The organism is Natronococcus sp. JC468, assembly GCF_012163165.1.
GTDB classification, from domain to species: Archaea; Halobacteriota; Halobacteria; order Halobacteriales; family Natrialbaceae; genus Natronococcus; species Natronococcus jeotgali.
The window spans coordinates 1-24,120 of sequence record NZ_JAAVUO010000049.1; the positions used below are offsets into that span (position 1 = coordinate 1).

General features: G+C 54.4%; 21 protein-coding genes and 4 pseudogenes. 15 read left to right on the top strand and 10 right to left on the bottom strand.

Going from position 1 to position 24,120, the window contains the following annotated elements; all coding sequences use genetic code 11:
- Positions 1-265 precede the first annotated feature (265 nt).
- Complete coding sequence (locus GWG54_RS18005) at positions 266-1,477, top strand: MFS transporter (protein ID WP_167939064.1); 1,212 nt, start codon at positions 266-268, stop codon at positions 1,475-1,477.
- On the opposite strand, the gene GWG54_RS18010 is transcribed toward GWG54_RS18005, so the two are convergent.
- Together GWG54_RS18010 and GWG54_RS18015 are read right to left on the bottom strand one after the other, a co-directional pair.
- Complete coding sequence (locus GWG54_RS18010; RefSeq protein ID WP_167939065.1) at positions 1,474-2,562, bottom strand: TrmB family transcriptional regulator; 1,089 nt, start codon at positions 2,560-2,562, stop codon at positions 1,474-1,476. The two genes, GWG54_RS18005 and GWG54_RS18010, sit on opposite strands and share 4 nt — an antisense overlap.
- Before the next feature lie 519 nt (positions 2,563-3,081).
- Positions 3,082-3,981 (bottom strand): hypothetical protein, encoded by a 900-nt coding sequence (locus GWG54_RS18015; protein ID WP_167939066.1) that lies wholly within the window; start codon positions 3,979-3,981, stop codon positions 3,082-3,084.
- A gap of 189 nt (positions 3,982-4,170) precedes the next feature.
- On the opposite strand from GWG54_RS18015, the gene GWG54_RS18020 reads away from it, so the two are divergent.
- Positions 4,171-4,752, top strand: coding sequence for a hypothetical protein (locus GWG54_RS18020; RefSeq protein WP_167939067.1), 582 nt, complete (start codon positions 4,171-4,173; stop codon positions 4,750-4,752).
- 45 nt (positions 4,753-4,797) lie between these two features.
- On the opposite strand, the gene GWG54_RS18025 is transcribed toward GWG54_RS18020, so the two are convergent.
- The 3 genes from GWG54_RS18025 to GWG54_RS18035 form a co-directional block, all read right to left on the bottom strand.
- Positions 4,798-5,643, bottom strand: coding sequence for a DUF6036 family nucleotidyltransferase (locus tag GWG54_RS18025; RefSeq protein ID WP_209438516.1), 846 nt, complete (start codon positions 5,641-5,643; stop codon positions 4,798-4,800).
- On the bottom strand, positions 5,640-6,590 hold the full coding sequence (locus tag GWG54_RS18030; RefSeq protein WP_167939069.1) for a winged helix DNA-binding protein: 951 nt from the start codon (positions 6,588-6,590) through the stop codon (positions 5,640-5,642). The genes GWG54_RS18025 and GWG54_RS18030 overlap by 4 nt, the downstream gene beginning before the upstream one ends.
- 309 nt (positions 6,591-6,899) lie before the next feature.
- A complete protein-coding gene (locus tag GWG54_RS18035; RefSeq protein ID WP_167939070.1) occupies positions 6,900-8,669 on the bottom strand; it encodes a DNA mismatch repair protein in 1,770 nt (589 codons plus the stop codon).
- 56 nt (positions 8,670-8,725) lie between these two features.
- On the opposite strand from GWG54_RS18035, the pseudogene GWG54_RS21400 reads away from it, so the two are divergent.
- Positions 8,726-8,926: pseudogene (locus GWG54_RS21400) on the top strand (DUF4268 domain-containing protein); the annotation flags it as partial.
- Positions 8,927-9,020: 94 nt separating this feature from the next.
- On the opposite strand, the gene GWG54_RS18045 reads toward GWG54_RS21400, so the two are convergent.
- Positions 9,021-9,449 carry a DUF6884 domain-containing protein gene (locus GWG54_RS18045; RefSeq protein ID WP_312854301.1) on the bottom strand — a complete coding sequence of 143 codons (429 nt, stop codon included), beginning with the start codon at positions 9,447-9,449 and terminating at the stop codon, positions 9,021-9,023.
- Positions 9,450-10,111: 662 nt separating this feature from the next.
- On the opposite strand from GWG54_RS18045, the gene GWG54_RS21015 reads away from it, so the two are divergent.
- The 6 genes and pseudogenes from GWG54_RS21015 to GWG54_RS18075 all read left to right on the top strand — a co-directional run bounded on the left by GWG54_RS21015 (position 10,112) and on the right by GWG54_RS18075 (position 15,452).
- Positions 10,112-10,519 (top strand): hypothetical protein, encoded by a 408-nt coding sequence (locus GWG54_RS21015; protein WP_245242860.1) that lies wholly within the window; start codon positions 10,112-10,114, stop codon positions 10,517-10,519.
- 528 nt (positions 10,520-11,047) lie between these two features.
- Positions 11,048-12,154: a hypothetical protein gene (locus GWG54_RS18055; protein ID WP_312854302.1), complete on the top strand. Its 1,107-nt coding sequence runs from the start codon at positions 11,048-11,050 to the stop codon at positions 12,152-12,154.
- Positions 12,155-12,573: 419 nt separating this feature from the next.
- A complete protein-coding gene (locus tag GWG54_RS18060) occupies positions 12,574-12,780 on the top strand; it encodes a DUF4177 domain-containing protein (protein WP_167939071.1) in 207 nt (68 codons plus the stop codon).
- On the top strand, positions 12,773-13,795 hold the full coding sequence (locus GWG54_RS18065; protein WP_167939072.1) for a hypothetical protein: 1,023 nt from the start codon (positions 12,773-12,775) through the stop codon (positions 13,793-13,795). Before GWG54_RS18060 ends, GWG54_RS18065 begins: the two co-directional genes overlap by 8 nt.
- 351 nt (positions 13,796-14,146) lie before the next feature.
- A complete protein-coding gene (locus tag GWG54_RS18070) occupies positions 14,147-14,662 on the top strand; it encodes a hypothetical protein (RefSeq protein WP_167939073.1) in 516 nt (171 codons plus the stop codon).
- Positions 14,663-14,780: 118 nt separating this feature from the next.
- Positions 14,781-15,452, top strand: a pseudogene (locus tag GWG54_RS18075) (IS6 family transposase).
- Between the two features lie 146 nt (positions 15,453-15,598).
- Here GWG54_RS18075 and GWG54_RS18080 read toward each other — a convergent pair.
- A complete protein-coding gene (locus tag GWG54_RS18080; protein ID WP_209438517.1) occupies positions 15,599-17,053 on the bottom strand; it encodes a M28 family peptidase in 1,455 nt (484 codons plus the stop codon).
- Between the two features lie 322 nt (positions 17,054-17,375).
- On the opposite strand from GWG54_RS18080, the pseudogene GWG54_RS21405 reads away from it, so the two are divergent.
- Together GWG54_RS21405 and GWG54_RS18085 are read left to right on the top strand one after the other, a co-directional pair.
- Positions 17,376-17,513 (top strand): annotated as a pseudogene (locus GWG54_RS21405) (type II toxin-antitoxin system death-on-curing family toxin); the annotation flags it as partial.
- Positions 17,508-17,657: pseudogene (locus tag GWG54_RS18085) on the top strand (ISH6 family transposase); the annotation flags it as partial. The pseudogenes GWG54_RS21405 and GWG54_RS18085, both read left to right, overlap by 6 nt.
- A 124-nt stretch (positions 17,658-17,781) precedes the next feature.
- Here the strand turns inward: GWG54_RS18085 and GWG54_RS18090 are convergent.
- From GWG54_RS18090 to GWG54_RS18100, 3 genes are all read right to left on the bottom strand, one after another.
- Positions 17,782-18,939 (bottom strand): Fic family protein, encoded by a 1,158-nt coding sequence (locus GWG54_RS18090; RefSeq protein WP_167939074.1) that lies wholly within the window; start codon positions 18,937-18,939, stop codon positions 17,782-17,784.
- Positions 18,940-19,583: 644 nt separating this feature from the next.
- On the bottom strand, positions 19,584-19,859 hold the full coding sequence (locus GWG54_RS18095; protein WP_167939075.1) for a PadR family transcriptional regulator: 276 nt from the start codon (positions 19,857-19,859) through the stop codon (positions 19,584-19,586).
- Positions 19,860-19,952: 93 nt separating this feature from the next.
- Positions 19,953-20,270 (bottom strand): hypothetical protein, encoded by a 318-nt coding sequence (locus tag GWG54_RS18100; RefSeq protein WP_167939076.1) that lies wholly within the window; start codon positions 20,268-20,270, stop codon positions 19,953-19,955.
- Positions 20,271-20,721: 451 nt separating this feature from the next.
- Here GWG54_RS18100 and GWG54_RS18105 point away from each other — a divergent pair, with 451 nt between their 5' ends.
- The 4 genes from GWG54_RS18105 to GWG54_RS18120 all read left to right on the top strand — a co-directional run bounded on the left by GWG54_RS18105 (position 20,722) and on the right by GWG54_RS18120 (position 23,963).
- Positions 20,722-21,087 (top strand): hypothetical protein, encoded by a 366-nt coding sequence (locus GWG54_RS18105; protein ID WP_167939077.1) that lies wholly within the window; start codon positions 20,722-20,724, stop codon positions 21,085-21,087.
- Positions 21,088-21,122: 35 nt separating this feature from the next.
- Positions 21,123-21,278 carry a hypothetical protein gene (locus tag GWG54_RS18110; protein WP_167939078.1) on the top strand — a complete coding sequence of 52 codons (156 nt, stop codon included), beginning with the start codon at positions 21,123-21,125 and terminating at the stop codon, positions 21,276-21,278.
- 921 nt (positions 21,279-22,199) lie between these two features.
- Positions 22,200-22,625: a hypothetical protein gene (locus GWG54_RS18115; RefSeq protein WP_167939079.1), complete on the top strand. Its 426-nt coding sequence runs from the start codon at positions 22,200-22,202 to the stop codon at positions 22,623-22,625.
- A gap of 45 nt (positions 22,626-22,670) precedes the next feature.
- Positions 22,671-23,963 (top strand): hypothetical protein, encoded by a 1,293-nt coding sequence (locus GWG54_RS18120; RefSeq protein ID WP_167939080.1) that lies wholly within the window; start codon positions 22,671-22,673, stop codon positions 23,961-23,963.
- The last annotated feature ends 157 nt before the right edge of the window (positions 23,964-24,120 follow it).

Genomic DNA, 24,120 nt, shown 5'->3' on the forward strand with positions numbered 1-24,120 from the left:
GACGGTCTCCTTCAACCCCAGCGCATTCGTTCACCGACTTGGGGCTTAAACAGGATTCTCATAAAGTCAGAGCCTCACACCACTCATTTGATTCTCGAGAGACAACGAGACATGCCAATCTTCGGCGGGTACCGCTACAAAGACTTCCAGATTCGACTCTAGTAACGCGATATCTGCTACATAGTTAGAGTCCACGGTTGCTACAACACCTGTAGCAACTATATCAATGAACTGTTATATACGAGCAGATTGTTCCGTTCTTGCTGTGAACAACCGACTGTCGAATAGTTTTCACTGCTCTGAAGGCATCCCACGTAAAGTTCGGACAGCACGCGTCGCGAACAGTATTGCGTTCGTCATCCTTGGTGCTATCTTCGCGACGTGGGCGGTTCGCATCCCAGCTATCGAGACACTCTTCCACCTCACAAAGACGGACATCAGTATCGCACTGCTTGGACTCGCTGTTGGAAGCATTCTCGGCCTTGTCATCAGCAGTGCTCTCGTCGCCCGCTACAGCGCCAAGACAGTTGTCCGCCTCGCGATCATCATCTACTGTCTTCTCCTCCCAGTCATCTCCTTCTCGAGAGGCCTGTCTACCCTCCTCATCACTCTGGTCGGATTCGGATTCGGAAAGGGGCTCCTCGACGTTGCTGCAAACACGCAAGCGCTTCACATCGAACAGGCCTATCCCCGACAGATTATGGGTGGCTTCCATGCACTCTACAGCGCCGGTGCACTACTCGGTTCGCTCATCGGTGCTCTCTTCACTAGTCTCGGACTATCACCACAAGTTCACTTCCTCATCCTCGCTGCTACGTTCCTCAGTATCGGTCTCACGGCAAGCGTATGGCTCCTCTCTCCAAAAGAAGATGAGAGCGAGGACACGAATACCGAACTCGCACTCCCGTCCAGAGAGATACTCGGATTCTGCCTCATCGGGTTCTGCGCGCTGCTGATTGAAGGGATCGCAAACGACTGGAGTGCCGTCTTCTTGAAGGGAGCAGCCGGCGCACGCCCAGCAGTCGCAGCACTCGGATTCGCCGCGTTCGCGCTGGCGATGACGCTCGGTCGCTTTGCCGCCGACCGTGCTGTCGATATGGTCGGCCCTCGACGATTCCTTCAGTTGACGGCAGCTATCGCCGCCTTTGGAGTCGTCGTTACGCTCGTCCCGATCCCACCGGTCACGCTTTTCGGCTTCGGGATCCTCGGTTTCGGGATCGGTGGCGTTGCCCCAGTTAATATCAGTCTCGTTGGCCAAGCTGACCTCAACCGATCGCCGGAATCAGCCGTCGCTGCCGTCTCTACCTCGAGCTACGCTGGCTTCGCGGCCGGCCCAGTCGCAATCGGACTACTAGCGGATGCCACCTCACTCCGAATCGCCTTCCTCCCGGCAATTGGCGTCGCCGCCGTCATCGCGACACTGACAGTCACACTCCCCTCGAAAGACAACACAGCCTCAGCAGTCGGCTCGGACTAAGAGGGGCGGATATCCATCGGCTCGGAGAGTTCTTCGATGTTGATGCGGTCGGCCGCGATATCTTCGGTCGCCGCACCAGGCCCCCCGACGGTGTATTGGGTATCGTTGGTTTCGAAGACGACGGTGGCCTTTGCTGCGAGTTCGAGCAGCGTCGCCGGTGTCTCGTCGCGTGCACCCGTGTACTCGACGGCGACGAACTCACCAGAAAGTGAGACCCGTCGTCCGTCCACTCTCGACGTCCCGATTACGTGACCCCGGATCGTCGCGCCGGCATCGAGCGCGGGTTCGATGCCACGTACGCAGTCGGTTATTTCGACGAACGTGAACGGAGCGTCAGAACTGCGAGCATCGTATACAATCTCGTAGACCTCACGGAGCCGAGTAAGGAAGTACCAATGGAAAACGTAGGCTGTCGCGTAGTCGTCGACGAGGACGCCGTATTCGTTCGCCTGACGGCCGCGAGTCGAGTAACACGCTTGCTGACGGTCCGCCAATAAGAGAAACGGACCAGAGAGTGTCCGTTGCCGAACCTCGTGACAGAGCCCCTGAAGCTCCGCGGGAGCTGGCGGTGTCTCATCGGGCGGAACGAACAGGGACAGATGGATTCGGACGTCGCGCTCGTAGGCCGCTCGAAGCATGGAGCAGAGACGCTCAACCTGTGTGTACGTCGCAGCGAGCTGCAGGTGGTTTTCGGCATCCGAGATGACCGTTCGGGCGTGATCGAAGACGGTGCGAAATCGCCGAACGACACTTACCTCGCTCTCTATTTCGTCAGGGGCGTTATAGCGATCCTCGATGGCGGTAATCGCGTTTTCGAATCGACTGACAGTCGACCGAAGTGAAGAGAGCGCGTCGCTCGGGTCGACGGGATGAGCGGTGAGAGTATCCTGATCGTAGAGCGTAACGTAGCCCTCGTCCTCGAGGGACCGCAGAACGTCGTAGATACGCGCCTGTGGCACGGTGCTGGCCGTCGCGAGTTCACTCGCCGACGACGGTCCGATCTCCAATAGCATGACGTACGCATCAGCCTCGTATGGCGAAAACTCAGCTTTTTGTAATATCGTGCGAAGCTCATCTGACTCCATTCGTGCTGTATTCCGTTGCCCAATCGCCTAACTCTTGGTGACATCCTCCATCGGCCTACACGCCGGGCTTCCCACGTCCACCAATAGGCGGTTCGTCGAATAAGAAGCATCCCGCGGGACCCAGTTCAATCGAATCGGAGGTGTGTGACCGTATCACTCAGCTTCGTTTCGCGTATCGAGAACACAGTATTGACGTGGTTGTTCGCTCTCCGGATAGATTTGAACGTATCCGGTTGGACAATTCGGCTGCATCACGAAATCGGAGCATCCGGAAAGGTATTCGCGAGTTTTGTGTTTTCATTGATTCCCCCAATATCGGTCACCAATTTGTGATGTGACGGCAGTTTCACGACAAAACTTCTTCGTATCCGATGAACTCCGCTGGTGTCTCGAGCTCATCTTCATCGAACGTGAGCTCTCCAGCATTGGTGACTTCGGTTGTCTCATCTTCGTCTGCACGCAGAAGTTGAGACTACGTCGTCCAATGCATATGGAATACATCCATCTCGTCATTCTAACCTATTCACCGACAACCTGCTCGAACTCCTTATCGCGACCGACAAATACCCGGATATCGAGCGTGTCAGATATAGCAGTTATCCGGTCTAATGCAGTTGGAACGATGTCGACATCAAGCTCCCAAGGGACCGTGTTGAATACGATCGCAAGGGTTGTTTCTACTGTATCCCCATTAGTATCGAGGCGATAGAGTCGATCACGAACGAGTACCTGCCCGAGAGTGTTGTCAAACGTCGACGCTTCAAAGGTCTTCTCCGTCTGAACGATCCAGTCGCTCTCGTCTGTTTCGATGATGGCGTCAATTGTCCGCGTGACAAACTCGCCGACAGAACTATCTACTCCATACGCAGGAGAGTCGGGAAGTTGTGATGTGCCGACAACAACATCTCGATGAACGGTGCCGTTGACGACATCTGTAGCGAGAAACTGCTCCAATGTGGTCCGTTCGCGTTCCGCCTCGTCCATGTACTTCTCTTCGATTGCTTCCAGTCCCTTGTTGGCGACCTGATTGAGAAATCCGAGCGTCGTCTCGTTGTCAGACACGTCCGGCCCATAGCCGATTGGATCTCCGCGGTAGGTCGACGCCCAGACGAGCCCTCCGTCGATGATTCCGACGTACCCCTCGATATCGACGTGTCTACCGCTTGATTTGAATGCCTGGGATGGCGACTCGTCGATGTTCGAACCAAGCGTTCGGTTGTAGTGGAAATCTCGGTCGTAGATGTCTTCCGATGGGTTTTCGCGTATGCTTCCCGGGAAGGGCTGGATCGATCCATACCGGTTGTTCACTCGCTCAATCTCGACTGTGATACCGTACTTGTCGTGGATAGTGTACAGAAGATCGATGGTCTGTTCGTGATCGTCGAAATTCGATGCGTCGGCGTAGTATCGAAGCTTCATGGCTCTTCAGTCCCCCTTCGGTCAGATGAGAGGTGGTCGGAACGCAAAACCATACGGGATGCGTTCAGACCGATCGTCATTGTGGCCGTCGAGGCTGTCAACACCCTCGACATCACGCTCCTCCTGTCTTCACTTCACTGTGCCTCCAATACCCCGAGTATTATGGACTAATTGGCCCAATAGATCGATATGGAACAACGGTGGGACGAATTTGCGGCCGCCATTCGATCAGGTAATTCCGAGCAGGTTAACGAGACAATCGACGAAATTGAGGAGTTAGATCTCGATGAACGGGTTCAGTTGTTCGAGACCTGCTTTAACGAGGTGACCTCCATCTACGCTCAGAGCGATAATGGATACGTCCGACAGTCGACTGTCCGGGTTGCTGAACAACTGACGCCAGGGATCGCACTGGTGTTCGCCGTCGCTGAGAGCGATCAATCGATTGAGGCAGGTGTGGGCACCGTTCGCGAACAGACGGACGAAATCGGTGGCTTCCTGCTGGAGGCACTGACGGACGAGGACGGTCGTGTCAGGCAATCAGCCAAGCGCGGGCTGAAAGATGTGTTTAGAACCTACGATTCCCTCGAGGACGAAAAGGCAATCGAGGCGTTCGCCGTCGAATTAGACGAGATGGCAACGGAGTACTCGGATAAACGCCGAAAGCACCTCCTCGAGACAAAAGAGGATGCCGAGTTTTTCCTCCAATCCGGCTTCGGACGGCTTCTCGAAGGTTTCCAGAAAGAATTCGGCGACTCTCTTGAAAAATAGGACGAGCCTCCGATGACTTTCATCATAGACCGTCACCTCGGCACATTAGGTCCGCTGAAATTCGTCGCGCTCTCCAGTATCTCGTATCCCCTCGCTGGTCCGTTCGACGAACCCGTACTGCTCGAGATACTCGTACCGACGTTCGATCTCTGCTTCTGAAACGTCTAACGTTGACGCGAGTTCGCTGACGGATTTTGCGGTGTCTTCGTCTAACTGTAACCGGAGTTCGTACCCGTACATGTATCGTTGGTAGTATTCCCGGACGACATCGTCGAGTGGTGTTTGGATACCTTCGTTCTGATCGAGTCGTTCCAGCGATTCGGAGATCACTGTGACAAACTGTTCACCGCCCAGAAGGTCTACCTGGCGTTCGATTTCGTCTTCGATCACATCGAAGTCGAGATCTGTCTGGACGAGTGTCGCCATGTCCCCGATATCGTCCGGACGCTCTGCGACGGCTTTGAAGAGGAAGATATCCTCGAAGGAAACGAGGCCCACTGAGAAGGACTCGTCCGAAAGAAACGCCTCACTCCGCGCTTGCATTCCGTCGCTGAAATACAGCTTATCGGCAATCTGTCGATAGAAGACATCGAACTGACAGCCGGCATCGTTTCGAACGCAGTGACGCGCTCCTAACCGATCGTACTCGTTACCAAGATCGGTAACTTCCTCGTAGCCGAGGTCGTCGAGTACCCCCATTAGCCGGCGAAGGGCTACCTCGCCCACAACGACGAGATCGATATCTTTGGTCGTGTCCTTGAGTGACGGCTCGTGAAGTGACATTGCGCCACCGCCGATAAGATAGGCATCAACGTCCGTCTGGAGGTGAGCTGCGATTTCCTGAAGCTCGGTCTCGATATAGTTACGACCGAATCGTTCACGAGAAGTCATACAGTGATCTCATAGTCTCTGGCCGTTTGTTTGAAGTCTTCCCATTCGGGCAGTTGCTCAGTTGTTGTAGTTCCGTCTGTCTCTAAGTAATCGATGAGTTCATCGACGATAGCGCGCAGATCGTTCGTCGCTTCGGGGAGATAGTGTTCAGCATGCTCTCGCAATGCCGTTCGCTCGATGTCCTGCCGTTCCATCAATAGGAGACAGTACGTTCGGTATCGGGGACCATCATCGATCAGTAGTGTGTGACAGACTAATTCTGCGGGAGTGATTTCGGAGAGTCGATCCGTCCGGAAGTAGTGTTGCCGGTCCCTGGTGAGAAGCGGGATATCAAACGCTTCGAACAGGGCAGGCCCGGTCAGGTAAAATCCGTCAGCAGCAATGTCACTGTCACAGGCGAAGAGGAATTCGTCATGTGTTTCCCAGAGAAAGTTGAGTCCACTCGCGTGTCGCTCTGCTTCGTGACGATGTTTCTGGTGGAGCAGTCCTCGAGCGATCGAGGCCAACTCTGCGAACGGATCATTAAGACGATACCAGGATTTCGATTTCCCAACGACACCAACGCGCTGAAAGTCATCTAACCGCCGGTATATCGTCGCCTGACTAACACCACTCAGTTCAACCAACTCGGTTGCGGTCCGCCCTTGATCGAGATAATAGAGCACGAGTAACCCAGCGCCAGCGATGAGATCGGACAGATCCATGTGGCTATACTCCGCAAGAAGTCCTTCGAGTTGCTCGATTGGTTCGATGTCCGTTGGAGAAACCAACCTTTGTCGACCGCTTTGCTTGGTTTGGACGTAGCCGTAGGCTTCTAATTCGGAGACGATACGTGAGGTGTGGCCGGCGCTCCAATCAAGTTGATCAGCGAGCGTACTGATACCCACTTCCGACCCACTTCCCACTACAAGATGTGATAATAGACGGAAGTGACTCTTTTCTACCATGTAGTCTCATATTACGCAAACAATTTATAAAACCCTTTCGTGATTTGAGAGGATATAGCTAGAATCCAATAAGTGAAAATCGATTATTACTGATAGCGAACCTATTCGTTAGCTAGCGATTTTCGTGATGGAACTGCTGACACCAAAGGTGATGCTACCGACGGTATCAAGGCACTCGGGCGGGCGGCGTGAACTCTATCTTGCATATTCCTCGATAGGACACTGTCGAGTCAACAATTCTGCACCACCTCAATAACCGCACGCCTGTCGAGGAGGCGAAAATCGCTGACTAGAAAGTACCCCACTTCCTTACTTGTCAGTGGCCCGGCGAGCGTCCGCGAGCGTGCGCTGAACGGCCTCGTTTCCGACGGCCTCTCCCAGCGTCTCGAATCCGGTGCGTTCGCTTCGGTCGCTCGCATTTGCAACGAGCCTCGAGACGATGAACTCTGGTGTCGACCGCCCCACGGTGTCGAAGCGAGGCTGGTAGTCGACGACCAACTCGAGGTCGGGACTCAGCCCCTCTGCGAAGATGCCGTCGATGCGGGCCTCGGGCGGCAGGGGCTCGAGGTCGTCCGCGAGGTGGGTAACGAACACGCCCAGCGCTTCGCGGTCGGCGGTCAGTGTCACCAGTCCGTGCAGGAGGTCTGCCGCACTGCCAGGTTCGGTGATCGCCTCGAACTCGTCGACCAGCATCAGGGTTTTCCCGTCTGCCGATAGCGGCGGCACGATCGAGCGCAGTGTCGACTCGAGGACGCCTGCATTGAAACTCGCGTGGCGGCGGTGAAAGACTAGCGCGTCAATTGGTGTCACTTCGGCCTGCTCAGCGGGAACGGGCAGCCCCATCGTCGCCAGCAGGACGATTTGGCACAGCGTCTCGAGCAGGGTTGTCTTCCCGCCGCTGTTCGCTCCCGTGAGGACGGTGACGTGCTGCTGGCCGGGAACGCCAGCCTCTGTGGATCCCTCGGTAACGGTATGGTCGCCCAGCGCGTAGGTGATTGGCTGAACGTCCTCGCCGCTCGCGTCAACTGTAAGGTTGCGCGCGGCGACGACAGAGACGGCCGCGCCGTCCTCTCCCCGGAACGTCGGTCGGGTGCAGTCGTGGGCGAGTGCAAAGCGCGCCAGCGAGAGGTGGAACGCGATTTCGTCGACAGCGCTGACGGCCTGCTCGATGGCTTCGTCCCGCTCTGAAAGCGTCGATTCGAACTCTTCCGCGACTCGTTCTTCACGTTCGTCGGCGGCCTCCCGGAGGTCTGACTGCAGCCGGCGGAGCGTTCCGCCGACGAAGTCTGTGGCGTCCGTCGCGTTCGTCGGCATCGCTTCCCGTACCTGCTCGACCGTAACATCAGTCTCAGAGAGAAGTCGAGCCTCGAACGCCTCGCGAAAGTCCGTGACGTCCTGAACACCGCCGTCTTGGAGCTCATCGATGAGCTCGAGCGCATTCGCATCCATGTCCTCGACTGTGCCTAGCGTGTCGCGCAACCGGTCGAGTTCCTCGTCTGCTCCCTCGCGGACCCGACCGTTGTCGAGTGCCGCAAGCGCAGCCGCGGCCGCCTCGAGAGCGTCGGCCTCGATATCCGCGACCAACGCGAAGGGACCGGACTTTACACCGGATTCGAGCAGCGCGAGCGCAGCTTCGACGGCGGCGAGTTCACTCCCATCGCGCTCATCGTAGCGGTTGAACGCCGCGAGCACGACCTCTCGGTCGTCGGCCGCGAGCGCCTCCCAAGCGTCTCGAGCCGCGAGCACGTTATCAAGGCGGTCTTCCATTGCCTTCTTGCTCTCGAGCGGTGTAAGCACCCGGATTCGGTCGGCTGCGCGCTGGGTGACGGCGTGATCGACAGCGAGGTCTAGCAGTTCGTTGTATGCAGATCGGGCATCGCTCGTGGCCAAGATGTCCATTCTCTCGCCGCCGGTCGCCCGGCGAAGGATCCGCGTCGCCCGTCCCCGGGCGAGTCCGGAGTCGGAGAGTGTCCGTATGTCCCCGCTCTCAATCGCTTGGATCGCTTGCTCTTGACCCAGCTCCTTGACCAATGTCTCCCGCGTCTTCGGACCGACTCCCCAATACTCCTCGAGTCGCATACTTCTGAGTTCGAGCCGACCATCTTGAACACTGTGCCTCAAACACGTTACTCGAAAATCGGTCTGAGATCGAAGCCGAGTTCGATGGAGGGTTAGCGTGGGAACGACTCGATGGAAAGCGAGCCTACCGCATCAAAAAGCGAGTGTCCGGCAAGGGGCTAACTGATGAAGAGCAATGGGACGTCACCCAAGAGCGGATAGTTGATGCAATGATCCGTCTGTACAGTTCGATCAAACCATATGTCGACAAAATCTGAAGCAGGCGATGAGGACTAGTTGCTATCCATAGAGTGGGTCATCTGCAAAATTGCTCGGGTCTAATTCAACTACTGTCGAAGATTCCAGATCCACTCAGAGCTGTTCATTGTACCACCTCAGCCGCTCACCGATCATTAGCCCCTCTACCGGAAACTGGACCGAGACAGCCGTCTCCTCGAGCAACGGTAGCAACTCCTCGTAGTACGCACGCCCCGCATGGAATACGAGCGTTTTCCCCGCTTCGAGCAACCCTACCAACTGCAACTGCTCGAACACTGTTTCCGACCACTCTCGCTTTGTCGCAACCCGCGCTCCCATCAACGTCTCATCGTACGGCTCGATAGGTGGCCCGTCAGGCTCAAGCAGATAGTGCTTGGCCGAGAGGATGAACCAGTCGTCATGATTCTGCACACAGTACTGCCGAGCTTTGCTGAACAACGGTGATGGGACATACAACTCGGCAGGTGGCGCAGGCTGCTCGAGCTTGGTCTTTGTACAACTCACGAGTCCGATCTCTGTCACAATCAGCTATTTTGAGGCTCCACTAATGAGCCTACTTCTCTCTGGGATACTTATTTGAGCCTTATTCTGGAGCAATAGAATAGCAACACTACAAATAACGAAATCCTCACTGTCCAGCTTACAGAGACTATCATATCATGCCAAACCCACTCTTCTCGACATACGCACATGGCGAAAACCGAGTTACGTCGACACTCATGGCCGTCCTCGAACACGTCAATACCAAACTCGGGGAAGAACTCCTGGAAGCAACACTCGACGAATCGGACCTTTCTCTCGTTACGTTCGAGAACTAGATCGCTGGCGACGGCTCTGTCCCAGATGCGTCGATTCAAAGCTCGACGTCGCTGTGGTTCGAGACCAAAACGGTCCCCAACAGCGTTGACCTCGAGCAGATCCGAAACCATCTGAGCGGCCTCCGCCAGGAGGCAAGCGATACACAACGCCTTGTTGTCCTCACACCAGACCACAGCCGCCCGGCGAAACTCGATCGCATCGAGGACGATCGTCTCGTCTGGACGAACTTCGACCAGCTTGTCGACGCCGCTGAATCGATCTTAGCGCGGGACCACGGCAGCGCCGAACAATCACTCGAGATCCCCATCGAACGAGAGGCATTCCTCCTTCGAGAACTCGTTCGCTTCCTCTACGAGGAGGACCTCGTGAGTGGTCGCGAGGATCGTGTCCTCGTTGCTGCCGCTCGCAAAGCCTGGCCCGAGTACAACGCCCATGGCCTGTACTTCTGCCAACCGAATCGCTCGTTCAAACCATCCAACTATCTCGCCTTCTACACCGACGGTGAGATCAAACCAGCCGTCCCAGCGATCACCAGTACAATCGAGAGCATTGAACTGACCGAAGATGCACTCGAAGGGGCAACACAAGTCTCACCAGCCCAACGAAGTCAACTCGAGGACGGGATCGCGACACTCCGAGACCAGAACGCAGATCGCTACGGAAGCGAGCAGAAGGTCCTGTTCCTCGACGTCGAAAGCGGATTTACGCTCGAACAGCCGGTTCAGAACGACAAAACGGCGTCCGAGTCAGATCGAACTGTCGCGTTCGTCTAGGGCCACCGGTATGTCTCTGCATCTGCGCTCCGAGACAACCCCCCACAACATCTACTCTCGAAGAGTGATCATGCGCGGATGTTGTCGAGGTCGCTCTGGGCCTCGTTGAGTTGGCGTTGGACGTCTTAGTCGGTGGTACAACAGGGGCAATAGATCACTGCTCGAGCCACAACCTTCTGGGTAGGCTGAGTAGGCTATAAGCAGAGCAGGTTTTGGATAGCTATTCAGAAGGAGTTCCTTCTGAATACCTAATCTGCGCAATCTTACCGATTCCTTCCTCAATATAGCCGTCAATATCACTCAGAGCAATCGTCTTTCGGAAGATTTTGATGATCTCTACCACTTGCAGATTTCACGTCTGGCTGAGGCAGGCTTGCTCCACTACACGGAGATTCAGGGCAAAATAGCACTCACCAATCAAGGAGAACAGCCTCTAAATCGGCTTGATTCCTTCCTTGAGTCGGATCGAATAGCAATCGGGACGAACTCTAGATAACAGAGTATGTGAAGACTTTTGCACCACCGCCCGTGCCTGATCAGCTTGTAGAAACGCGAAACAAGGGGGAGTTTTTACAGGAGCAGGTAGCAGTAGCTTTGGTGGGTGACTCAGCGCCAGACGAGAGGATGTATGAGCGAATCGACAGTCGCCGTGATCGTCTCCGTCTCAAATTCCTTCTCAATCTGAACCGGTATGTGCTGACCGCTGGTCTGGCGCTCGGCCTTTTCAGCGCTCTCGTCGCGATGAGTTCTCTCGGCGAAGTATCGTTACGCGAGATGATGGGGCCCAACGGACTGGTCCAGTCAGCCTTTCAGACGATGCTGCTTTCGATCACTACCTCAGTAACGCTCGTTGTCACGATCAGTCAGTTGGTCCTTGCGCAGGAACTCGGTCCACTCGGGGATCAGCGCGAACGGATGGACGGTGAACGATCGTTCCGCGAAGACGTTGAGGAGTTCCTTGGAACAGCTAGTCCCCCGGAACCGAACGCATTCCTGCGTGTGCTCATTGAATTGAGCAGCGACAAGGCGGAGCAGCTTAACGACGCTGTTGCGAGCAGCGACGACGACGAACTCCATGAAGAGGTGAAGCAGTACGTTGATAATTTGATGACGAACGCAGAGCTCGTGAACGAGCAGCTACGTGATGTGCAGTTCGGTAACTTCGCCATTATGCAGGCAGCACTGGATTACACCTATTCGTGGCATATTTACGAATTGCGCCGGATTCGCAAAGAACACGCGGATAGTCTCACTGACGAGCAGCGGGAGGCATTCGAGGAATTGAAGGCTGTACTTCAGTTCTTCGCCCCAACCCGTGAGCATATCAAGTCGCTATATTTCGAGGCAGATCTCGTAAACCTCTCGCGGCAGATCCTCTATATTGGACTCCCCGCACTGGCTATTGCGGCTGGAATGGGATTCTTCGCCGACGCGGCAATGGTTTCTGGGGCGACGTTGGGGATCGACAATGTAACATGGGTTGTAAGCGGCGCGTTTACGATCACGGCACTGCCGCTGCTGTTGCTCGCCGCCTACATCTTTCGGCTCGCGACGCTCGCCAAGCGAACGATCGCAATCGGGCCGTTCATTCTCCGTCCATCGGAAGACGCTGGAGAAACCGAATGGGAGGAGTGATCCCATGGAACTGGACAGCGGTCTGTCCCCTATGCGGGAGACTTCCACGTCTTCCATGATCTCTTTGCTAGGCTCGTAGATCAGAGCCAGCTGGTGGAGGGCGGCGATGGTCGTCAGTACCGAGATCATCGCCGCGGTAACGCACTGCCCTCTACGCAACACATCTGGGAGCTATCTACCATCAGCTCGGTACCATCGTGATCGGCGATCGTTACCTCGAGGCAGCCGGATACCTAGATCGCCACCAGCGAGTAATAGCGACCGGCGTGAAAGCCCTGCTCAAGGCCAACATAGGCACCCTCGTCAACGACAAGTAGTTGCCGTTCGGTTCTGAGTCCCGTGCAGTTGACCGATTCCTGAGTCACCGCTAACGGAGTGACAACGCGAACCCTTTTTTGGCGAATCGTCGATATACGAGTATGACGACGGATCGGGGAACTGTCTGGACGTGCGAGACAGTCCGGCCACCCTGCGAGGCGACGATGGAGGAAGCGAGCGATCCAAAGGAACTTCTCAACGAGTATGGGCAGGAGGGCTGGGAGTTCGTCAGTACGATCGAGTACACCGGCGGTGGTACCAAGTACCTCGTGTTTAAGCAGCCGGCAGGCGGTGGCGGCGATGAGTAGCGAGGAGGACGACGATCAGATCAGCACTGCGGACACGATGCGCGAGCGGGCTGACGAGAGCAAGCTCAAGCTCTGGCTGCTCCTCGGCGCGAACCGACAGCTCGTCACCGGCGTGCTCACGGCAGCGTTCTTCGGACTGTTCATGCTCGGGAGCCTCCTCGAACCGACGCTCTCGGACCTACTTCAGGACCGGGGCGTCATCGAATCGCTGTACGCGCAGATGATCGGCGCGCTGATCACGGGCGTCACCCTCGTCGTCACCATTAGCCAGCTGATCATCTCCCAGGAAAACGGCCCGCTCGGCGAGCAGCGAACCCGGATGAGCGAAACGCTGGACTTCCGGGACTACATCAAGGAGCTTACCGACAAGCCGGCACCGGCCGATCCGTCGGCGTTCCTCCGAGAGATCATCGACGCGACCCAGCAGCGCGCGAATACCCTTAATGAGGCTATGGAGTCGACGGACAATGAAGACCTCAGAGACGAGGTCAACGAGTTCGTCGACAGCATCACCGGCAACGCCGAGACCGTCCGCGAGAAGCTCGACGGCGCGAAATTTGGCACCTTCAGCGTCGTTCACGCTTCGATGGACTATAACTACTCCTGGAACATCTTCCAGATCGAACGCCTGCTCGCGGACTACGAGGACGACATTGACGAGGAACAACGCGACACCCTCGAGGATCTCCGGACTTCCTTTGCGATGTTCGGTCCCGCTCGAGAGCACATCAAGACGCTGTACTTCCAGTGGGAACTGATTAACCTCTCGCGGTACATCCTCTATGCCGCGATCCCGGCGCTGCTGGTCTCAGGGATGATGCTGACGTTCGTCGACACGACGACGTTCACTGGGATGATCCTCGGGGTCGAAACGCTGCTTTGGGTCGTCGCGGTTACCTTCACGATCACGCTCGTGCCGTTCTTCCTGCTGACCTCCTACATCATGCGAGTTGCGACGACCGCAAAGCGGACCCTCGCGATCGGACCGCTGATTCTCCGAGGCTCTCAGCGCTGAGCCCGGCTACCCGAACGACACCGATGTTTTATCGTCATCTGATCGGTAGAATAGTAACTGGAATTACGAGGATGCCATAGAACAGTTCGCACACTTCCCAGCGACTATCTGGCGTACGGTAAGTACAGGACAAAGACATACCGAGTTGGTGCCGAACACGAAATGCAAATCTGTTCCTGACTCAGTTGTATAGTCCCGTGATGGGTATTGACGCTCAGGGCACCACGGGTCGAACGATGGCTACAGAGCCTGGACAGAGCACGCCGATTCCAGGATTTCGCAGTCTCGAATTAGAACAGCTGTCAGAGTCAGTGGGGATATTAATATGTTTGTACCCGCTCTTGTAACGGAGTGACTAACCTGATTACCGAATTCGCCGATTACGACTCATTCTCCCGTGAGTGGCATTCAGATACCCTCACCGACTACGATGTCTCTCTCGAAGATGCTCGGGAACGGGGACTTCTCAACGAACAGAAGACCCGCCAACTATGGCAATTGTTAGGGCTCCTTGATACCGGTGAGCTTTTTATTCAACTGCCGGAGTGGTTAGCCATTGAGAAGGTTGGGTCCAAGGATAGAACTACATCCACCATATTCGTTGGATACATCTCCAGAGAGACCGAGGACGCAATTCTGTTCAAAGAGTCCGCAGCGGCCCAGCCATTGATGCAACTCGCACATAAGATTCACTCACTCGAAAAGGGGGTTGCAAATACAGAGGCCGATACCGACCGCCACGAGCGGTCAGAGAAGCGTCTTCAAGAACACTATGAAAAGTTTAGCAACCGAGATAACCTTCCTAGCCTCTCCGATGAGTGGCTTCCAAAAAGCCAACTCATAACGGCTGTTCAGCGGTGTGAATAACTCGAATTTCAGAATTCATAGTAAAATGACTGTCGTTGTAGCGAGTTTTTTGAACTGCCGGCACTGTCTAGTTGAGCCAGTTTGAGAAGTGAGCAGGTCGTTGAGTGGATCGATCAAGATGCTCGCAGACCTGCTCAGCGAGAGCTATGCAGCGGATTTAGAAGAATCTTGGGAGAACGAGCGGACGGCAACGCCCGTCAGGGCGTTCGCCGTCCGCCTCCATCAGACCGGTTGTTCTCTTCGGGAGACAACAACGATTCTCGCTGAATTAGGCGTTGAGCGCTCTCACGGGGCGGTCTGGAACTGGGTACATCGGCTGGCTGACAGCGAACGCGACCCGCTGACGGCGACGCCGTCGCGGGTCGCTGTTGACGAAACCGCTGTCAAAATTAATGGCGAGTAGTCTTGGTTGTACGCTGCAATAGACATCGATACAAAATTGATTCTCGACGTCGCGTTATTTAGTCGGCATGGTACTGATCCGGCAGCTGCATTTCTGCATGGTGAGAAACACGATCTCTCCGAGGATGAGTTTCTCGTCGATCAATTTGGCTATCGGACTGCCCTTGCTCGATTAGGATTGAGCGGTCGGGTGAACTATACCGACCGAAACCTCGTCGAAAAGTGGTTTCATACCTTCAAAATTCGAGTCGACCGTTTTTATAATTCTTGGGTGGGCAGTCGGGAGAGCGCACGCGAATGGATTGAACAGTTCGTGCATTACTACAATCATCAAAGACCACATCAATCGCTCGATGGAAAAACACCAGCTGAGGAGGTGCTGAACTAGACAGTGCCGATGATCGCATTTTCCGAGTACCAGAAGAAGAGTTTCGAGACCTTATTTACAGTTTCCAAAAGAAAATACGTGCACTACACCAGTGGCGTCAGCTGGGACGACTCAAGCAACCACTTCTCAAGCCTAAATTAAACAATCTACTCACACATCTCTGGCCAGATCCCTGTTGCGCGCATACCGGGTTCAAGATTTGCTTCGTTAAGTTCAACACAGAGTTCTTCGTCACTGATCCGCGGTGGATCTGCCCGAGTCAGCTCAAGAGCCATTAGTGCGGTCAACCGTGCATGTGCAGTAATATGCTCGGGATCAACCTTATCCCGTGTATCTGCTGCGGTATGACCCCATCCTCGACCCCGATCGTCGCTTTCACTACCTAACTGGACTGTTGGGACGTTTCGCTCTAAGAAACGCCAATGATCGCTATATGGGCTAACGGTTGGCTCAACGCTAATCGATTCACCGCCCCTCTCTTCGACTCGGTTCACTACTTCGCCTAAGGCCTCGGAACTTTGTGTATTTGCTACCATGCCTCGTGCACTCGCAGCGCCATCGGTATTAATAACAGCACAAACGCGGTCCAGATCAAGCGATTCAGCGAGCACGTCACTACCAATCAAACCGAGTTCTTCGCTCCCGACGGTTGCTACACGAACCTGGAGATCAAGATCGATGTCAGCGAGAAGTCGGGCAGCGGTGATAACGGTGGCAACACCCGCACCGTTGTCTATCGCCCCTTCTGCAATGTCATGTGCATCGTGATGACCAAGGACAAGAATTTCTTCATCCGAATCCGGCCCAAGCGTGCCATGTACGTTCTGGCTTTTGGCGGTTTCGTGCTCTGCCTGGACACAGATACGAGCAGTCCCGCCTTGGTCTGCATAGTCCGTGAGCCAAGCACCAGCCTCATGACTGACACCAAGACCAGGGATCTCTGCCCGTTCATTGAAGCGAAGCGTTCCAGTCGGAGCGAGTTGTCCTTCGATGTGGTTGGCGAAAATGAAGGCTGCTGCGCCGGCATCAACCAAGTGTCCAAATGTCTCCATTCGGTGAACGAATCGCTGATCTTCTGGTGAATCAGTGCTCGCTATCGCGATCTTTCCTTCAACATCTCGTTCGTCAATCTCACTGGGCGTCCCGTGGCCGACATCAACCAGCTCAGCCTCGATCTCTGCAGCCGGTGAGTAAGGTAGCGCAATCGTATCGAACGATCGTTCGACTGGATCGAGAACGGTCAGCTGGGAACTGCCTCGAGTCCAGCGCAACATTTCGAAGTGCTGTTGGCTAACGTTTTCGACTCCGATTGATTCGAGTGCGTCTTGAATGACATCGGCGGCTGCCTGCTCCCCTGGATGTCCGCCAAATCGGTTCAGTTGCGTTAGCTGCGTCAACAAATCCCAGGCATCATCACCGAGTGCTTCGTGCACTTCACTGGCATCAGCAATTGTATTATTAGTGAAAAGATCAAGGTCAGAACTCCAAGCTGGGAGCATGGTAACACCGAGAGCACCTGTTCCAGCGAGGAAATTCCGTCGAGATGTAGTACTTGATTTGTCAACACTCGTCTGTTCCCGGGAAGATTTTTTGTCGCTCATCTTTATCGTATTCTGATTGGTATCGGTTACCAACCTCTTTGAGAGGTGATGGTGATATGTATAAAATCAACTAAAAAGGAATTTACTTCCGCTAGTCTCACATCTGATATCAGATTCTATAGTGGGGAACAATGTACGTTATTTCAACGGTTATTTTTAAGGTTCTCCCAAGATAGCAGCGATTCAAATCGTGAATACCTCTTTTTCGAAATCGCTTGGACGATCAGGAAGATCTCTTGTGAATACGACATCGATCAAACAGACCACAAACTCGAGTAGCGTATCAGAAATAATTATCGAGCGGTGCGAGAGAGACTAAAATGTGACCGACGACGTCGTGTATCCGTCCGTCGAACTAATTCTTGATCTGCATGTACAGATCGTTGAGGAAGGCGACCACACTGAGCCAGGAGTTCGATCAGAAGACGCAATCCAGTCTGCATTGCAATACGTTTCAGAAGCAGGGTTAGAGTCGCTTCTCTGGTTGAATTTAGTGCAGTATGCCAATCTCGAGCAGTTCGCGACGTTCGCCGACGAACTGCTCGAGCGATCAGCCAAAACAGTCATCACAATGGAGATGTCAGTTGACGCTACCAGGGGCGAATCTAGACGAGTTTGGGATGGGACCGAGTTCTTTTCCGAACACCGACTACCAGAGCACGTCGTGATGGAAGAGTTGTTCCTTGGAGGAAGGGATCTTATGCAGTTTTAAACCCACGATCTCCGAGCTAGTGATCCGGCCTTCTCTCGAGAACGTCAAAAATACCGATCGCTTTGTACTCTTGATTCCGCTGGTTGCCAGTCGTCTCAACGAGAACACCGTCAGAAACTAACTCCTTGATAGCATTATACGCGGTTTGTCGACTGACATCGAACTCATCCTGGACATCGTTGGCAGTGAAGTATGGCATATTGAAGACACCCCGTGCAAGGCGATGACTCGTTTTCTGATGGGGATACCGCTGTTCGTAGCCACGCCGAAGTTCCATCAGCTTCTGTGTCCGCTCGTACGAGTCCCGCGCCTGTACCTCGATTCCTTCGATGAAAAATGTGATCCAGTCGCGCCAGTCCCCGGTTTCGCTCACAGCACGCATCTTCTCGACGTATTCCTGCTTGTTGCGATTGAAGTAGGCACTCGGATAGAGATACGGCTCACTCAGATATCCTTCAGCGCAGAGCTGTAATACGATGAGAATGCGGCCAAGCCGGCCATTCCCGTCCTCACAGGGATGAACCGTCTCGAACTGATAATGCGTAATTGCGAGATCAACAAGCAGGTGATACTGGCCGCCCATCTGGATATACGCCTCCAGAGAGTCCATAAGCTCGGAAACCGATTGGTGCGGCGGGGGAACGAACGGAGGTTGACTGGCGTACGGAGAGGGAAGGTGGACATCAGTTGTCCGCCATTCTCCGACAACCTCACCTTCGTTTCGAACGTTTTCGAGGAGCAACTCGTGGAGCGACTGAAGGAGTTCGAGCGTTATTGGCTCTCCCTGTTTGATCGCGTTAAATCCTTTTTGAAGGGCGCGTTCGGCATTTAGGACCACCTGCAAGTCCCGACTCACATCGACGTTCTCATCTCCACTGGTCCGCGTGTGATGAGCGTATACTTCGTCCCCGTCAACGTCGGCCCCCTCTATTTCGGCGGTCTCGACTGCTTCGAGTCGGACGAGGAACGTGTAGAGAACCGGTGAGAAATCGATGGTTGGACTGATACCGTTGATTCGGCCGAGCTGAAAGGAGGCATCGGCGATAAGCTCCGTGAGTTCGTCGTCGACATCGATCCGTGTCGAGAGAGGGAGTTTGTCCGGAATGTAATATGGGTGTGGATGAGACTCACGATAGTGCCCGGGTGCCTCTTCCGAAAGGTCTCGACTCTGCATTTGACTATACCACGAACCCCGTCCTGTTAATCATATCGCTCTTAAACAGATTTGATTACTAGTATTTGAGACGGCTCCACTCAAAATGTGAGATGAGAAGTTTGGACAACACGACCCCGATCCACCTCCAAACGTGAATTAATCAGCGAATTGATCAGACCGCGACGGCGGTCAACTGTATATCGCCGCAGAACGCCACTGGCTACGTCGGTTGGTCGCGGTCCTGACGCGCTCTTATATCCAAATTCGGTCGACTGGTGGGACTCATATGACGATGAATTCCTTTCTCGAGTCGTGTCTCGTTACTCATTCTAATCACTCTCCGTTTCTGTGGAACACTTGTGACCGAAAGCAAACGAGAGAACGTCAAGTTTGTGCTCAATCTCTTCCTCAGCCCCGCAGTGTTTACAGGTCCTGTGCCAGCGTGCTCGTGCTCAGTATCTCTCATACTCTTACCGTTCGTTTATCGACGTGTGGTGGGTTCGGATTCTCCCAGACCTCATTTCTCAAACTGGCTCAACTAGACAGTGCCATTCTATCCGAACGCTCGTGAGAGTCCGGCTCGAGTTGAGTGGAAATTGACCCGCTTTGTACGACAAATTGTTGAACACAAAATATTGAACAAATATCAACTGTGCCACGATCTAGGGGCTTACATACTGTGACTCCCACTCGTAACGCTCTTCGATAGCCTGATCTCCTTTCTCGGTGATCGCATAGTAGTTCGTTCGTCGATCGAGTTCGCCTTTCTCGACGTGCTCCTTATTGACGAGGGTATCGAGATTTGGGTATAGCCGCCCGTGATTGATCTCGGTACTGTAGTAGGTTTCAATCTCGTCTTTGATGTCCTGCCCGGATGGGTGATCGGCGCCTGCGATAACGTATAGGAGGTCTCGCTGGAAACCTGTAAGATCGTCCATGGCGACTTGTCCTTGGACCCGACTATTGTTATTTCTCTCGTATGCATAGTCAGCCTTCAGCTACAATTCTCGAGAAAACTAGTATCACCTCGTTCACTTTTGACTCGAGAAGGAGGGGTTGTTTTCGGGGGGGAGTTGATCAAGGAGTGAATCGACGACTGAGCCGCTGTTTTTCTCCGTGTCTGTAGAGTATACCTCTCGAGGATCTTCATACACTTCCAGTTCAATATGGCTTGCAGCCGAGAGTTCGCCTTCGATCACCTCGAGGTTGAGGATTGCAGTCTGGTAGATAACAAGCGCACGGGTTTCATTGACATCCAGATACTGGATGTTGAGTGCCTCGAGCGTTGAAGGCAGATCAATTGGGGATCCAAATGTATGTTCTCGAGATGGATCCGAATCGCTTGGCATTAGGATCTCATTTCTGGTCTCTTCCAATAATCCCTTCTCTTCGCCCCGTAGTTGCCCCTATCTGTGCAAAACGCCTTCGAGAATGAATGCGGTGTGAAACGGTCCACCGGCCAGGTGGGGGAGCTGATGCCGGTGAACAGGCGTAGATGGTGGTGCTGAGTGGCGCAGTGTCGCGTTGGGCTGTACGCGACACCTATCGTTCAAGGCGGAGGCGTTATCAATCTCTTGCTGATTCCTACTGACTTGAAATGATGCTCTGATAAAGTTACGAGCGCATACCCTCGTCTTTAGTGTATGACGGTAGTCATACGCTCGGGAGTCAGGTAGCTACCGTCATGTGGTTGCGTCATCCTTCGACGGTTTCCGCTCCGGCCTACTCGTTCCCTTCGATCGCTCCTTGATGAAGGAGACTCCGCGCGACCGCGCAGTTGAAAGTTCCTGGGTTGGGCCCATGGAGGGATACACCACTGCTTCCGGAGCTCGAGATCATTCGAACATCGGTGTTCTCGTCGATACGCTGGAGGATCGACGCCTGCCAGGTGTGGCTGATCGCCGTCTGCAGGGTGTCGCCGACGTTCGGGTTCTCGACCACCTCGCGGATCGCCTCGAGGGCAGCGCAGACGTTGTTGATCTCCTCGACGAGCGCGCGATCGCCGATTCGGAGGTCACCGTCCGGTCCTTCGGTGATCGTCTCGCGCCGGTAGATCTCCTCGAATTCTCCACCGTCAGCGCGGACTTCGCGATCTTCGTTCCTCCATTGAATGGTAGTCTCTTCCGGGAGAATATCCGGGCAAATCCCGCCAAAGTCAATCGGTAGCGAGGTTATGTCCCCCAGCGCACCTACCCATGAGCATGGGAAACAACACCAATTCGTCGAACTCCGATGAGGATGGTCTCGACGCGGCCGAAGAAGAGATCGACGAAGAGCCAGAGGCCGGTCTCGGGCCAGGTGCTGACAACGAAAAAGATGAGGAATCGGAATCTTCCGAGTCCGCCGATGAGAACTGACCGCTGAGAACTGGGGACGACCACCGTCGGTAACCGGAACCGACGCTTCGTCGTCATCGTCGTCGAGTTCGAGACCGGCCTCCTCGAGAATTTCCGCCGGCGTACGCGCATACTTCGACATGTCCTCTTTGAGACCGAGAGCCTCGCTCTTGCCCTCCTCACAGAGGCGATCGCGGATCTCCTGGTCGTGAAAGTGGTCGGCACCGAAGTCCCACGAGCCCGATGAGGTCCCGTACTGGCAGATCGTCTCCGGATCGTCGCGATTGCAGTCGTCGGTCGCGACGTGGATCGCCGCTGTGCGCCGACCCTGGAACCGAACCTAGAACGGGACCTCTTCGCGAAGCGTGTCCATGTCGAACCCGCCATCGGTCCTGATCTCGGGCCCAGAGTGGTGATTGACGCACGCTTCTACTGTCTGAGTATCACAGACTCCTTGTGATTGCAGGGCAAGAACTCCTTGCCAGACCTCTGTTTCCTTCTGTGAGGTGAATTCACATGAATGAGTGTCCCGTTTGTGGCGAAGAGCTCTACGAAAGCGACGAACAGATCGTGACCCGGCACAAATCGGAGCAATTTCGGTTCTGCTCCACCGACCATCGGAATGAATTCGAAGACCAGCCTGGAGAGTACATCTAGCCAGGCGAACAGCGACTACTCTTTCCAAGCTCGGTGCCGAATCGTGCTTAGCGTCGCTTGACGGCGTACCGCGGTCGGGCACGAGTTTACTCGCGCGCTCGAAGGTCGCGTCAGCAGGAACCGTCTCCCGGCGCGACTCCTCGAGCTCGGTAACACAGTCCTCGCAGACTGGCGCGTCGAACTCGTCGGAAAGTAGCGGAGGTCCTCGGCGCTGCGCTCGAGTAGCGTCTCGATCTCGGTCTCGCACGTGCAATCCTGAATTTGACCGTCGAACTCTGTACTGGCATGGCAGAGATCGTCCTCGAGGACCCAGTGGTCGATATCGTGGTCGGCAGGAGTGCGGATTCGGTTCTCGAGTTCTTCGAGCCGGCAGCGCTGACACAGGTAGGGCCGGCTTCCGCAATTCAAGCAGTTACTCATTGGAACCGACCTCTGTCGTGGGTCAAGCAATCGGAACCTCATCGACGCCGTCATCGGCGAGGTTATTCGCGTCGGTCGTCGACCGTTCAACTGGACAGGACTGGGCTCCTGTCCGATCGCCAGTCCATGCTGCTGCCTCTCCAAGCGGTAGCGCTTTCAGCAAGCGATCAATGTCTGTTTAAAGGTAAAGCCGTTCAAGATTTCCTTGGAAATTTCGAACCGATAATGGTATTAACAATACAAGTGCAAACCAATATACTTTGGGAGTGGGATTATCTGACAGTAAATTAAATATGACTTATGCACAGGCGAACTATTCTAACTGGGTCTGGTGCTGTGGTTTCTGCAACTCTTGCCGGGTGCTCTCAATCACCTGACGACGAGGAGGCAGATTTTGAGGAAACAGGTGATGACGAAGGTAACGGGTCTGCTGACGATTCTGAAACAGAACTTGAGAACGGCGATGAAGATGAGGACGAATCAGATGGCGAATCTGCATCTGAAGAAGAGAAAGAAGATGAGCCCGAAGGGCCAGAAGAAGACGAAGAACAATCTGAAGAACAACCCGAGGAATCGGAAGAAGACGACTCCGAAGGATCTGAAGAAGATGAGCACGATGAACCAGAAGAAGAGATAGAAGAACACGACGAGGAGCCCGATTCCGAAGAAGAGGGGAAAGACTCTGAAGAGCAACCTGATGGGCCTGAGAGTGAAGAAGACAAGGACTCTGGGTCAGAGGATCAAGAGGAAGAACCCGAAGAGGACGAGCCGAAAACGGAGGACCGAGACAAAGAACCTGAAGAGTCTGAGGAAGAGCCCGAGCCAGAGGACCGAGACGAAGAACTCGAAGAATCTGGGGATGAAGAGGAACCAGAAGAGGCGTCTGAACCAGAGGATCAGGAGAAAGACTCCGAAGAAACGGAAAACGAAGAGGAGTCGGAAGAGGAGATCGAGTCAGAGGACCAAAATGAAGAACCCGAAGAGCAGTCCGAGCCAGAAGATCAGGATGAAGGATCCGAAGACGAGGGTTTGGAAGAGGAGAACCAGGATGAAGAATCTGAAGAGGAATCCGAGCCTGAAGAGCAAGACGACGAAGACAAGGGACCTGAAGAAGACACCGAAGAGACAGAGGAGGAAGAGGATAGTAATGACAGTGATGAGGACACGAACGAAGACGGAGCCGGTGATTCCAACGAGAGCGAGGACAGTGACACTGAGTCAGATGAAGACGGCGACAACGAGGAGAGCAGGGAAGACGACTCCGATGAAGGCGATGGTAATGGAATCTCTCCCGATGAGATGGAGGGACAGATCCAGTACGTCGATAACGAATACGAGGAGTCGCTTAAGGTTACAGATCACGGAATAGAGTGGGTTGACTCTGATGTACAAGAGGATTGTCTGATCAACTACAGACTTGAAAACGTATCCGAGGCTCAAGAAATGAAGGTCCACTACGAAGGGGCCCTTCTCGATGAAAATGGAACGGTGATTAGCAATATGACCAGTAAGGTGTTTTTAGAGCCTGGTGGCACCTCAAGTGGATCTCTTGAAGCATACGGATGCGATGAGGCCGCGGATTACCGAATCTCGCTCAATGTCACACACCACAACGAAATATCCAATTAGAACGGGTGTGATCACTACACCTGAGGTTAGCCGATCTGACAGATATCGAAAGTGATTGGTGACTATCTGGCGCAGAATATTTTGCCGTGTTGACTCGATGGAAACGCTGCTACTCCATGAGGGCGTAAACCAAGCATGGGGCGCAAGAGACCGACCG